10 protein-coding genes and 1 pseudogene are annotated in these 13,029 nt (G+C 38.9%); 1 reads left to right on the forward strand and 10 read right to left on the reverse strand.

All coding sequences use genetic code 11. The features are described from left to right. Positions 1 to 338: 338 nt before the first annotated feature. Positions 339 to 989, reverse strand: a complete 651-nt coding sequence (locus BUB37_RS20295; protein ID WP_072995763.1) for a GIY-YIG nuclease family protein — start codon at positions 987 to 989, stop codon at positions 339 to 341. 487 nt (positions 990 to 1,476) lie between these two features. Between BUB37_RS20295 and BUB37_RS20300 the strand changes: the two are divergent. Next, a pseudogene (locus tag BUB37_RS20300) lies at positions 1,477 to 1,710 on the forward strand (transposase); the annotation flags it as partial. A 323-nt stretch (positions 1,711 to 2,033) separates the two neighbouring features. On the opposite strand, the gene BUB37_RS20305 reads toward BUB37_RS20300, so the two are convergent. The 9 genes from BUB37_RS20305 to BUB37_RS20360 form a co-directional block, all read right to left on the reverse strand. After that, positions 2,034 to 2,882: an SGNH/GDSL hydrolase family protein gene (locus tag BUB37_RS20305; protein WP_072995765.1), complete on the reverse strand. Its 849-nt coding sequence runs from the start codon at positions 2,880 to 2,882 to the stop codon at positions 2,034 to 2,036. Positions 2,883 to 3,450: 568 nt separating this feature from the next. Beyond that, entirely contained in the window at positions 3,451 to 6,006 is a 2,556-nt protein-coding gene (locus BUB37_RS20310; protein WP_072995767.1) for a P-loop NTPase, read from the reverse strand. A 671-nt stretch (positions 6,007 to 6,677) separates the two neighbouring features. Continuing rightward, complete coding sequence (locus BUB37_RS20320) at positions 6,678 to 7,166, reverse strand: YybH family protein (RefSeq protein WP_072995771.1); 489 nt, start codon at positions 7,164 to 7,166, stop codon at positions 6,678 to 6,680. A 146-nt stretch (positions 7,167 to 7,312) separates the two neighbouring features. Next, complete coding sequence (locus tag BUB37_RS20325) at positions 7,313 to 7,900, reverse strand: SRPBCC family protein (RefSeq protein WP_072995773.1); 588 nt, start codon at positions 7,898 to 7,900, stop codon at positions 7,313 to 7,315. Between the two features lie 122 nt (positions 7,901 to 8,022). Continuing rightward, entirely contained in the window at positions 8,023 to 8,682 is a 660-nt protein-coding gene (locus tag BUB37_RS20330) for a VOC family protein (RefSeq protein ID WP_072995775.1), read from the reverse strand. 209 nt (positions 8,683 to 8,891) lie between these two features. After that, entirely contained in the window at positions 8,892 to 9,443 is a 552-nt protein-coding gene (locus BUB37_RS20335; RefSeq protein WP_072995777.1) for a hypothetical protein, read from the reverse strand. Between the two features lie 60 nt (positions 9,444 to 9,503). After that, positions 9,504 to 10,193, reverse strand: a complete 690-nt coding sequence (locus BUB37_RS20340; RefSeq protein WP_139278154.1) for a hypothetical protein — start codon at positions 10,191 to 10,193, stop codon at positions 9,504 to 9,506. Between the two features lie 335 nt (positions 10,194 to 10,528). After that, complete coding sequence (locus BUB37_RS20350; RefSeq protein WP_072995783.1) at positions 10,529 to 11,350, reverse strand: alpha/beta hydrolase; 822 nt, start codon at positions 11,348 to 11,350, stop codon at positions 10,529 to 10,531. A 542-nt stretch (positions 11,351 to 11,892) separates the two neighbouring features. Further along, positions 11,893 to 12,465, reverse strand: a complete 573-nt coding sequence (locus BUB37_RS20360) for a hypothetical protein (protein WP_072995786.1) — start codon at positions 12,463 to 12,465, stop codon at positions 11,893 to 11,895. Positions 12,466 to 13,029: the final 564 nt, after the last annotated feature.

Here is a 13,029-nt window from a genome sequence, read left to right on the forward strand (position 1 = left end):
ACTTTGGCCGTTATTAAGACAGAGACCCCTTATTGCATAGGGGTACTGGAATAAAAGATAAAAAAAACAAACCATAACAAAGCTCACAAAATAGTAGAGAGACCCGTACCACAAAACAACGTGGGTGATCCAGGAAACCGGAATCACATCTTTATAGCAAGTGGCCGGGTCTATTATAGCTTATAACCATACAGATGCTGGTGAACCCTAATAAAAAAGGTGTATCACAAATAGGATGCGGAGCAAGTTATTTTAAAATAAAAAAGGTGGTTTAAGGCAAAAAGAAAATATTGATTAACTTTAGAGAACTGGACTATGGCTTTTCATAGGATACAATGTTAGCCACCGTATTTTTCTTTCAGTTCAAGCTTTTTAATTCTCGACCTTATAGCTCCTCCATTTCTCCCAAAAATTTGGCTCAATTCCGCTACTGTTTTTCCTTCGCAAAATAACTTTTCCAATTGCTCGTCAGTTTCCACTGTCCACTTTTCATAAGCATTTTTATTCTTTGCTTGCTTTTCTGCTTTTGAGTAAGCTTTTTTTGCTCCACGTTTTCCTTTCAGATTATATTTCGGATTTAGCTTTGCATATAGTCTCTCTTCAAGTTCCTTTCGTCCCAAGTCAACCACAATGTATGATAAAGTCAAATGATTTTGAATTCGGTCGTTAAGCATCAATTCGATTTCGTCTGCAAAACTTTTTTTTGAGGTTGCCTTTTCGTAATTCGGATGTTCCGAATAATGGGTATTTCCTAAATTTCGCCTTACTGTATGGTTTTTAGTATTGAGAATATCGTTCATTCGTCCGCGAATACTTCCCGATTCTCCAACGTAGCATATTTCTCCTTCCTCTCGAAATAGATAAACTGCTGATTGATTCGGAAAAGAATTTGCCCAATCTCTTGTTAATTCAATTGGTTTTCTTTCAGATTCAATTATGAGTTTGTGCTCAAGCTTTAGCAAGTATTCTTCTATTTCGGTTTTTGTCATTTATTCCGCTGATTTTTATATGGTGGCTAACGGCCAGACGGCTATGGCGAGTTGCGAGGTATGCTTTGCATACCTTGGCAAGGGGTCGCCATTAGACGCACATTCGCTATAGGCGGTGATGTCGATGGTACCGACCGCGAACGGCTCCGTCCGAGTTTTCTTGGATTGAATATAGCAAATTTTATGGGCGAATGTGAAGTCGTACTGTCTGGCCGATGGTCGATGGTAGGAAAAAAAGGTAGGGCGGCGGCCTCGACCGCCCGGTTTTTTACGGGCCGGAGGTATCATCGACCATCGGCTCGGCTATGAGTAGTTGCGTGGTTTAGCACTTAACTTTACAAGTACACACCAAACTGAAAATCCGCGAGGATTTTCAGAAGTAGGCGAAAACAAGCAATTACTTATAGCCAATGTGCCTGTTGCACAAGTTAACGAAAAAACAACATAGGATCAAGGCGATCTTAACGTTGCGTTGTTAGTTTTAGGTATGCAGGGAAAAAAGGATTACCAAGAAAAACTGTTCGCCCATTTCCAGTTGAGCGAGCGAATCCCCGAGAACAATTTCTACAGGCGGTTAAAGGAGGTTTTGGAACTCCGGTTCCTTTACGGCCTTACCGAAGGCTATTACGGGAACAGCGGCCAAAAGAGCATAGACTCGGTGGTCTTCTTCAAGCTCTGCCTTGTAGGCTATCTGGAGAACATCATCAGCGACCGCAAGCTTACAAGGTGATGCACCTCTCGGCCATAGCCTATAATCTTAAAAAGTACCTGAAGTTCGAACAGAAACGCTCAAAAAGCGGGGCGGGACGGCTTGATTTGGCAGCCTTGGTAAAAAGTGCGCTTCAATACTTGTTCGGGACTTGCATAAAGCATCGAAATTGGGTGCCTCGATTCTGATACGACATAAAAAAAGCCTCGTAAAGAGGCTTATATGAATCCGTTTTTTTGCTTTTCAATGGCTTGTGCAACGGGTACCATTGTTGGCAACCGTGTTTTCTCCGGTGTAGGCTTTCAACGTTAAAGATTAGGGCTTTTTTTTAAGTTTCAATCGGGTTTTTTCAAATTCAAATAACCTCCGGCCCTGTTCAATTTTTGAACATTTTCAAATACTATTTCACTTATTGTCCGGGACTCGGATTCATTTATCTTGATTAGGCTGACGATTGAATCTTTTTGCTTGACACCATCAAATTTATCGATTAACGAGCCGGTTATTTCTCCCTTAATCGGTTTGCTTTTGCTATCGGTTATTGTGGAATAAATAACGCTTGCCGTTACAAATGAACCGAGAGATGTGGGATGTAGGTTATCGTCTTGATACAGTTCCAATTGGCCATCAGCTTTCAAAATGTCCCTCCATGTTTTGCTGACGGGCGCGAGTTCTAAATCCAGTTCTTTTGCTATTTTCATGTATGAATAGTCCAAGATCTCTCCGTCGATCGGAGGTACATTGTTTCTTGGATACAATGAGATAATCAAGGTTTTAGCGCCTTTTTCTTTGATTAATGAATCAAATTCTCTAACGGTTTCATAGAATGACTCGCTTTCTCTTACTCTTTGAAGTCCGTTCACAACATAATTTTCGCCGAACGTGCTTTGTTCGTTGAGCACTACGAAGTCCCAATTCACTGAATCCAGTGCTTTTTCGACAATTCCGTCGTTCAGATGGTCTCTTAGGGTGTAGCCGCCGAAAGCAATTAATTTTGTTTTAAGTTCATTTCCGTTTTCATAGGCGATTTTCTCTAGCATTTCCGGCATGTTGTTGTAATAGATGCTACTGTTTCCAACGAGCAGGATATTTAATGGCTCTGTATTATTTTGATTGCAGGCAAAAATAATAGTAACGGATAACGTTAATAAGCCTACTAAGGTTTTCTTATTAAATCCGTTCATTCAATTTTCCTTTTTTATGTGCAAGAGGTTTGTTTTACCCTTCATTTTGAATCGAGCTAACATGGTTGCACAACGTGTTTGTATAAGATTAGTTGCGTTGTTTAAGCACCTAATTTAGCAAATGCAAACCGAATAGAAAATCCGCGTGGATTTTCGTAAGTAAACCAGCACTAGCAATTATTTTTATACGGTGTGCCTGTTGAACAAGTTAACGAAAAAACAACATAGGATCAAGGCGATCTTAACGTTGCGTTGTTAATTTTAGTTATGCAGGGAAAAAAGCATTACCAAGAAAAACTGTTCGCCCATTTCCAGTTGAGTGAGCAACCTGAAAAAGTACCTGAAATTCGAACAGAAACGTTCCAAAAGTGGGGCGGGACGGCTTGATTTGGCAGTCTTGGTAAAAAGTGCGCTTCAATACTTGTTCGGGACTTGCATAAAGCATCTAAATTTGGTGCCTCGATTCTGATACGACATAAAAAAAGCCCCGTAAAGAGGCTTATATGAATCCGTTCCGTGGAGAATCAACGGCTTGTGCAACGATTACCATTGTTGTGTGTAGTGCATTTTACAAAAATTCTGGTAATTCAGGGTCTTCCAATTCCTTTTGAAGTCCCATTTGTATATATGCTCTTTTAATTGCATCAGATGCTGTTTTTAATTTTTTACTAAATGGATGAAAAGTTAAACCAGTTTTTACGGTACTATTAAGTTCATCAAGTGCTTTCTTTTTATCACTTTTATTATTTATCCATTTAGTAATATATCTGTATCTACCCGCACAATAAATATGATATGCTATTTGTTCTTCTTTACCAATTTCCAAAATTAAAGACTGGGCAATAGCATCGGCTTCAGTTTTATATTCTAGAGCACTATGTTCATTTTCAGAGGCTAGAGCTTGTTTATAGAGCAAATTACATTTTGCTGTTTTTACATAAGTTGAGTTGGGTGAAAGGGATTCCGCTTGTGAAATATAATTTTCGGCAAGTTTTAAATCTCCACCTTTGCCTTCTACTTCTAACGAACCATATTGAAGCCAAAAATGATGGTCAGATTTAAAATATTCGGTAATAGATTCATAAACATCTCTTGCTAAATTTATATCACTCTTAAAACGTCGATATAGTTGAGCGTGATTGATTAATGCTTTGTATAAATTAAATATTCTGGAAGGACCTCTTGATTCAATCAATTCAGGTGCTAATACTGAGAGCACGCGAATATATGCTTCTTTTAAAATATTAGGTTCTACACAATATTTGATTATGTAGTCAGCTAATATCCTATGACGAAGCATAAATCTGTTATTAGTACTACCTACACTAATAACAGTTCCCTGCAATACTGTTTCTAAGTAACCTAAGGCTTCATTCTGTGGTGATTTAGAAAAACCTACAAAATCTTGTTTACTATTTGTGAAACCGAGCTCTGTGTTTAGAGCAATACATAGAGTTAAGACCTTTGCTTCATAAGGTTTTAACGATTTAAATTCATCTTTTATAATTTCATTAAAAGAATTGCCATTTGTGGCTTCTTTCATAGCAATTAAAATTTGTCTATGAGCCCGATTTTTGAATTCTTTAATTCTTTTATAACTTGACATTCCACTTAGTTTACCTAGCAGATTATAATCATCTAATTTTGCTATAATCAAATTAATTTCATCATCATCCAGATTTGGAATTTTGAACTCCTCATTAATAGCTACATCAGGATTTATATATTGTTGAAGCAAATCGATATAATTTGTTCTTATTGATAGTATAATTAGAGGTGTATATTCCAATTCTTGATTCAAAGACTTAATTAGCCAAGGAAGTTGAGTAATTACATTCTTTGAATTGTCAAAAATTAAAACAGCTCTTTCATCGATAGCAGAGAGGACATCTATTATTTCATCTTTTCTAGGGATAAAATCAGAATATGAAAGAAATACCGTTCTACCTTTTTGAGAAAGTGAGAATCCTACACGTTTAAGAATAGTTGATTTTCCAGAACCTGCATAACCAATTATGCTAATCACTTTTGTTTTTTCATCTTTCTTTTTTGAAGTAAGATATGTTTCTGAAGATTCAACAATTTTATTTGAAATTGTTCTTGGAACGTCAAGGTTTAATAAAATATCATTCCATCTTGGTGAAGTACCAGTTAAAAATCCTGACCTTTCCTGAATTGGTCTAGATTCAGTTGGAACACGATTAAAGCATTTTGCAAATTGGACAATTGATTTTTTAGAGATATTTGCAATTTCTGCGTACTCAAAAATGCTTAAAAGGTTGGGGAATGTTTTTTTTAGAATTTCTTCTTTAGTTGGTAATTTATCTTGAATACTAGTTAACCAATTCAAAAAATCACCAGTTGTTCCACTAATGTGATGGACATTATAATTAGTTTTTAGATTTGATACTTTTATTGGTGAAAGACTAGGCGTTATTAAAAAAGATTTAGGTCTTCGTTCCTTCAAACCAAATCGTGCATCCCTCGCAACTATGTATCTCTCAAATAGAGGCTCATTCAATTCCGTGCCAATAAAAATCGTTGGCAGGATTGAATAATCATAAACAAATTGTCCGTAAAGAGGTTCGTGAGTTAGTTGTGCTTTAGCATATTGCTGTGGTGAGAAAATTACTTCGTCAGGGTCACAAGGTAGTTTTCCGTGTAAATATATGATTTGATTCCTTTCAAGTGATTGGTCTCTTTCTGAGTACTGGTCGAGTGGATATTGAAGTTCTTCAATACTTTTATTTTCTTTACGATAAGATTTAGTCAGAATATCGTCAATGTTAGTCGTATAAATTTTAAACCAATACGGAAGAGTTATTTTTCTGTATTGGTCTGGTATTTCAGAACTTAGCAAATTTGATTCTAAAAATTCTTTTTTAAGATGTTTTTTTATTCCAGCTTGCATAAATGCTTGGTACATCTCAGGTAAACTAGTATCATCGTAGTCACCATCTATTTCTAAAAATTCCCAAATCTTTTTTCCTAGTTTCCATCCTGTAGGGAAGTTTTCATTGTTTTTATTCTTTGCATCGAATGAAAAACCTGAGCCTAGAAATAAGACAACTTTATTTGAACTTAATTGTCGGATTAAATATTTTTCGTCGTCTTTTTTAAACATACTTCATATTAGTTTTCGGTTGTTCGGGCATTACACACAACAACTGTATATATGTACAATTACACAGATACCTCTTTATGCGGGTATAAAAGCAATAGCTAGCGCTAGCCAAACCCACACGAATATAAAAATTCTTACAATTTTGTTTTTGCAGAAAAGCGTAATCCTTTTAAAATGAGGTGGCTTGTGTTTATTTGGTTTTCATCATTTTTAAAATGCTAATTAGTATAGCTATACCTGAAATCACAGTTAGTAAACTAACCATCAATTCCATGAAATTCAGTACATAATAATTCTCATAAAAACTTATCGTAATCCTTTTTCCGCCAAAAATGTGTGTCACAAGTAAAATTGAAAACAATAGTATCTTTTGTTTTAAATTCATATCTAAAAATTTTGACTATTAAAAAAGGCATTGAAATAAGTGTAATTATCCATTACAATATCATCAAAGTTGACATCTTTTAATTTCTTTAGCCAAACACCCACGAATATAAAAATTCTTACAATTTTGTTCTTACAGAAAATCGCAATCCTTTTAAAATAAGGTGGTTTTATGTTCGGTAGCAGAGGGATTGTAGCGGGTGTTGTTAAACATCCCCCGCCCTTCGGGCACCCCCTTCAAAGCCTGCACGGCGCTTGTCGAAGTGGGGGATTTGCAGGGTGTTGTTTTAATGATTCTGTAAGGTCTCAAATACTATTTTCCAAGAATCATCCGGTTGCCTTTTCCAATTAACAATATAGGTGCCGGTGTTTTTAATCGTATCCAAACTTTCCTTATTAATAAAAATCTCATTAAAGGTGTTGTAAGATATGGCCATGTCTTCCGAAGGTATAATTGTGGGCCTTCCACGATCAACGAGCCGTACATCGTATTTTTTGTAGATCCGTTCCCACTGTGCCCTTAAGGAATCTTTGGTCAAATTTTGAATGGGCGAATCAGGATAAATAGCCACGTAGTTGTCGGCATAAAAATCGATCCAATCGTAACCGAACCTTTCATAGACAGCGTAAAGGCTGTCCACTTGTTCGGTTATCAGGGCCCTTAGTTCAGCGTCGGATGTTTTGGTAGCGGGCACGGGCTTTTCGTTGTTTTGGCATCCAATGATTGCAAATGGAATTAGGATCAATAACGAGGATAGTACTTTTAGGTTTTTCATATGGATTTGTTTTGATAGAAAAAAAGAAAGTGGTCGGTGCCATTAAGTTACTGATAATTAACGACATGATAAAAAAAACAAAGAGGTGGGCCAAACGGCCCGTGTAGGGTGTACCTTGAACCGGCAGCTAAAAAGTACGGGGATACTTAAGAATGTATCCGGTCGGGGCTTTTTTGTTTTTCGGATGCTACCTTCAATTCCATTAAATTCTTCCGTAGCCCACTATCCAATTTCTTTTGAAAATACTTGCCAAAGAGCTTTGGGAATACGCCCTGCAAACTCTCTTCGACATAAACCCTTGTTTTATCCCCTTCATCCCGGAAAAACCAATTGTGTACGGCACTGGCCCCAAAGGTTTTTCCCGTCCAGCCGAATTTCTCCCCAGGTTCAATAGTGTGGATCCGTGAAGTAAACGACAGTCCCCCGGCCTTCCATTCGAACTCGGCCCCTTCCCTTAATTCCCCTTTCAGGTGGGATTCCGTAACCTCTGTCTGCCACTGGGGCCAGTCATTTATTCCCGTCAGTAGTTCCCAGACCTTCTGTCTTGGCGCATCTATGACCAGGTCGTCGTGTGATTTTACAGGTGCATCCTGATTGATCGGAATATTCATGTCTTCGGTTTTAGTTACTAGTTCTGACGATGTATAATTCTCAAACGCTATGCTCGCACTTACAAAAAGGGCGGTCGTTACCACGACCATCGGCAAAAAGGCATAAAAAATCAACTTTTTCATGGTGCCATCCATTGATTTCAAAGGTTTTTCAAGGCAAACGGCTACGGCGACAAGGGCATACGGCTTCCCCCCTTTTCACCTGCCCGATCCCTATGTATATATTTCCGATGGAAGTTACCGGCCTATCCACTGACTTCGATGGTCTTTTTTTGTCCCATATGGGTCAATCCGATGTTTGTCCGATTTGCTTTTGCCGGGATATCCGTCGGATACCAGTTCCTATTGTTCTTTACTATGATCAAGAGTCCGTTGTCATCGCCAAGGGCCGTAAACGTTTCGCTATCCTCGTTTTTCCCAAATGAAACAAGATCGTGTTCTTCGATCAGTCGTTGCCCCAATTCCAAGGGGTTTTCACTTACGATCCCGATTTCGCTTATGTTCAATAACTGCCTACTGCCAAAAGGGACTGTTGTCGAGTTTTTGAGATCATGCCTGGCAATGAATTCCAAAATGTTTCCATTGTTGTCGTAGAAATAAACCGCATTGGCGTTCCACCGTTCAAAATCGGCAATAAGGACAGCATCCTTTTCTTGGATCAATTCGATCCGACCGGCACACCAGTCAATGGCCTCATTCAATTTGTTCTCGGGGATATTGAAAGCGAAATGGTAGATCGGCCTTGATCTTTTCGGGGTTTCCACAAATCGGAGTGTTGACGATCCGATTTTTATACTAACCGATTTGGAATCATATTCCGCTATAGGAAGCTCCAATACCTCTCCGTAATAGGCCTTGGTTTGCTCTACCCCATCGGTCAGAATTTCAACATGGTCCAAATTCATCGTCGCTTGTACTTTTTGTGACTAGCCCCTGGCCCGTAATTATGCACGTCTATGCCGTAAGGGCCATATGGGTGTTCCTAAATTACATAAAAACAAAAACACGGGAAAACAAATCACGCCCTTCGGGCTCCCCTATCGAAGGTTGCCAGTGGTTAAGCCCAAGGCGCAAGCGCCATGCTTCAAATCGGGTCAGACCGCCGTTTATACGATCAATACAAAAGCAGGGCGTACACCCATATGGCCAATAGGAAGGTATTGCAATAAATTAAATTGAGCCGGGCATTTTCGGTAATTGTCCTGCTTAAAAAAACATATATAACCGATATGACCATCACGCCGTTGCACAAAATGAACAAGACCTGATTTAACCCGCTAAAGCCCGATGCCAATGGTATTGTTTTTTGGGAAGCGACCACCGTTTTCACCGTCTTAAAAACCGGGGTCGTGGTCAAGGTTACCTCGGACGATGTTATCGGGGTCCTGGATGTGGAAAATTTTAGTTTCGTTGCGGTGGTATATTTATAGCCCGAGACCTTACCCGTCCTGACCGATGTTCCGCCCGCACTTTGGGGAATCTTTATAACCTGGCGGTAAGCGATCACATCGCTTGTTTGCCTTTCGGGCAGAATAAAATAGTCGGTTAAAAATAGCATGCTTGCCAAGAGGGGTACCGAGACGAAGAGCAGGAATTTTGTTTTGAAGCCCTTTTTAAAAAACAGGCTCACCTTCCTGGTAATATCATTAATGTCTATAACCTCCATTAAACGCCAATAATTTATAGGCTTGTCCGGTGCAAGGGTTACCGGGGTTCGCCGCAGTACTTATTTCCACCAAATGCATATTCCGTCAAATTTGGCCGTGCCCGGTATTTTCGATCGATCAATTCCCCTTCCATTCCACCAACCCTCCCGAAGTTCCGTTTTTCCAATCGTAAACCAAGCGTTGATAGGTTCAACATCTATTACGATGTGCTCTATATCAGGTGACATTTTATCGGTGGCATAATACCTTTCCAAATCGCCAAAGGTTGAGCCTAAGCCGATTTTTTCCGCCGTTTCGAACCTCTTGTCCAAAATTAGGACCCGGCCGATTTTAGAGTGCGTATTTCCCTTTTCCATTGCGGTCAATACCAGTATTTTTTTTCCGTTGGCATCGTAGATCTCATAATCGTCATAGGTGTCGCCCGCAAATTCCCCGTAGCCGACTTTCTTCTTGATCTGATCCCTTGGAAGGGTGTTATAGACATCGGAAATGGACATCCCTTTAGAAAAAATTCCCACCCGGTTTTTTGAAATACGAAAATCGTCGAAGGTATAGGCCGTGGGGTTTGCAACTTCCCCAAGTGGGGCCGTGTCAACATTCTTGGCATTGGGATTTTTTTCTTTTTCGGCCAATTTCCATTCGCTCCGTAAACGTCCATTTTCTTTTTCAGGTCCTTCTTTGTCCGTTTTTGAATCGGACTTACAACTTATCAGCAATGCCATTAAAATGATTCCTAAAACGTTCTTCATGGTCTTTTTTTCGCAATGTGGCCGACGGGTCTGTAGCGTAAAAATCACGGTTTCACTACTTGGTACATGCCGCACAAGTTATAAAAAAAAGCGATTTGACCCTTTACGACCGGGCACACTGGGCCGTAACTTGGCTCTATGAAGTGCAAAAAGCGGCGTGGGCACTGGCCTTCCTTAAAAAGGTCCTGCATCAACCCTTAATCGGCCTTCTAGGGGGGCAAAAATCAAGGTGCAAAGCCCGGCCTAAAAACCAAAGCCCCCTAAAAAGTGCTTAAAAAAAGTGATTTTTTATGCTGTGCTGGGACTTGTACAACGGTTACCCGTGTTGTGAGCAGTTATTTTTTCCAGTTCAGAAGTCCATTATATACTCCCAGCCAAATTAGTCCGTGATTATCTATGTCCAGTTTTTTGTAATTCCAACTTATCTTTTCATTGTCCGAACTCTCTAAAACTTTAATGATTTCTTGCAACGGTTCGTCAAATTCTTTTTCGTAGTCGTCGCCAAATCCATTCGCAAAATAAAATTCCTTCTTCTTTGGCAAGTCGGTTTTCACAAACTCCTTAAATCTATCGACAAATTGTTTTTTGTCATAGTTGTAATTAGGACTTAAAAGTATGTTGTAATCGAATAGATTGTCGGTTTTCATTGATGCGTAAGTGACAAAAGTTGCACCCAAAGAATGACCAATTGCAAGTCGATAATCTTGAACCCGATAATTTTCTTTTAAATAAGGTTCTATTTCGGTTTCGATGTGTTCAATTAATTTGTCCGCGTGTCCCATTGGTGGTTCATATCTTTCCAATGTTGCCTCGTGATTGTTGAGCGGTAAAAATTCATCCCACCTATCTTCGGTTACAACTCCTACAATTATTACGGGTTCAATTGTATCCATAGACAGAAGCTGAACGTTTCCACTTATGTAGTTGAAAATCCGAGTGTTTTGAGCATCAAAAAGGTAAAGGACTTTAAATTTTTTGTTTTTTTCCCAAACGTACTCGTCAGGTACAAATATTTGCACTTCCCTTTGTTTTCCATAAATTTTTGATTCAAGGAAGATGGTCTTTGATTCTGCATAATATTTATCAGGGTCAAGTTCCTCCTGTCCGAAAAGTGTAATTGAGAATAGTAAAATTCCAATTAAAAATAGGTTTTTCATTTATGTTCGTTCGTTTTTTTTAATTGCTCACAACGGCCAGACGGCTATGGCGAGTTGCGTGGTATGCCTGGCATACCTTGGCAAGGGGTCGCCATTAGACGCACATTCGCTATAGGCGGTGATGTCGATGGTACCGACCGCGAACGGCTCCGTCCGGGTTTTCTTGGATAAAATATAGCAAATTTTATGGGCGAATGTGTAGTCGTACTGTCCGGCCAATCAAAAAAGAAAACAAGTCCGATCAGAAAGCGTATTTTATCGGTTATCCCATAGTTCCATCTTCCATTTATTTCGACTTATTGCAATATGCCACATCGGTATGGGCGATGGGCAGTAGCGAATTGCCAGCTGCAACCCTTTTAATTTTGCACTGAGCCAAATCTTTTGTTTTTAATCCATTCATGCTTAAAAGCCAACCTTCATACCTAAAAGCCGTATTTTCAAATATTTCCTTGGGCAAACTATAGATTTGGCCGTGTTCATAAATGGTTCCCGACTTTCATCCCCCAAGGCCCATTTACAATATACAGTATAGGCATTCCTTATTTTTTTTCCAACCTTTTAAATCCATAAAAAATCAGACCGCAACAAATCAATAAACCAATAATCGCCGGTATCAATATTGATTTTCCCGACTCGCCTGCATTTTGAATACTCCACACCATTTTACCAGTAGCCATAAGAACAACTACCGCAATGCCCATTATGAGACTTCGTTTCCAAAAAGCGAAGCCTAAGGCAATTAATGAAATAGGGATCGTTAAGGTCAGTAGTTGTTTGCCCAAGTTCCATTCACCGTACAGATACTCTTTCTCAAATTCTAAAAAATCCACTACGCTTGCACTCACCATCTCGGGCCTGGGAAACCAAAACATACTTGTAAACAAGGCAAAAATTGAAACCATCATTCCTGCAAAGCTCTTTTTATAGGCGAAATAGCAAAATGGAAGTAAAAACAAAGGTCTTAGATACCAACTCCATTGATTATGGTGTCGTTCAAAAACCCAATCAAAGAAGGGTTTGTGGGTCATTGATATTACAATAAAGGTAATTGTCAGAATTAAAAATATACCTCCTACCAACAAGTCTATATTTCTACTTTTCGTCTGTTTCATTTGATGAATGCCATCGGTTTGGCAATGATACGTTCTGGAAAAATCTACAAGATTCTTTCCGGTCTAGCCGAAAGATAGTGGAATTCTGACAAGAATCTCAGTCGCAATGGTCATTACCATTGTTGGCGCTTCGTTATTTTTTTGGTTTGTAATGGGAGTTGTGCCCATCCAGTTTCAAATGCTTTTGCACAGGTGAATTTTTAAAAGGTGTCTTGCTCTTTCTTCCGTAAGAAAGAATTTCATGCAATTAGTGAGCCCACTTGTCGAAGTCCTTATAAGTAAACTCGTTGATTACTTTACCCTCTCCATCACACTAATCCATCTCCAATTTTCTTCATTATTTCACTCCAATAAGCTTTCATTTCCGCTCTCTGTTCAGCATTCAATAATTTCTCGTGGTGAATTGCAACTGTTGTCTTTTCTTGATTTCCAATTACTCTAATTTGAATTGTTGACATATTTTCCCAATGGGCAGGTTTCCAATTCAAGCGAATGTGTGAATTTGCTTTAAAGACAAGACCTGTGAATAGAGGACAGCACAATATATGGTCATAAAAACGAGCA

The organism is Pseudozobellia thermophila, from assembly GCF_900141855.1.
Classification (GTDB): domain Bacteria; phylum Bacteroidota; class Bacteroidia; order Flavobacteriales; family Flavobacteriaceae; genus Pseudozobellia; species Pseudozobellia thermophila.

Coding starts and splice junctions, on each gene's coding strand:
- BUB37_RS20295 (WP_072995763.1), bottom strand. CDS start 989: ATGACAAAAACCGAAATAGAAGAATACTTGCTAAAGCTTGAGCACAAA.
- BUB37_RS20305 (WP_072995765.1), bottom strand. CDS start 2,882: ATGAACGGATTTAATAAGAAAACCTTAGTAGGCTTATTAACGTTATCC.
- BUB37_RS20310 (WP_072995767.1), bottom strand. CDS start 6,006: ATGTTTAAAAAAGACGACGAAAAATATTTAATCCGACAATTAAGTTCA.
- BUB37_RS20320 (WP_072995771.1), bottom strand. CDS start 7,166: ATGAAAAACCTAAAAGTACTATCCTCGTTATTGATCCTAATTCCATTT.
- BUB37_RS20325 (WP_072995773.1), bottom strand. CDS start 7,900: ATGAAAAAGTTGATTTTTTATGCCTTTTTGCCGATGGTCGTGGTAACG.
- BUB37_RS20330 (WP_072995775.1), bottom strand. CDS start 8,682: ATGAATTTGGACCATGTTGAAATTCTGACCGATGGGGTAGAGCAAACC.
- BUB37_RS20335 (WP_072995777.1), bottom strand. CDS start 9,443: ATGGAGGTTATAGACATTAATGATATTACCAGGAAGGTGAGCCTGTTT.
- BUB37_RS20340 (WP_139278154.1), bottom strand. CDS start 10,193: ATGAAGAACGTTTTAGGAATCATTTTAATGGCATTGCTGATAAGTTGT.
- BUB37_RS20350 (WP_072995783.1), bottom strand. CDS start 11,350: ATGAAAAACCTATTTTTAATTGGAATTTTACTATTCTCAATTACACTT.
- BUB37_RS20360 (WP_072995786.1), bottom strand. CDS start 12,465: ATGAAACAGACGAAAAGTAGAAATATAGACTTGTTGGTAGGAGGTATA.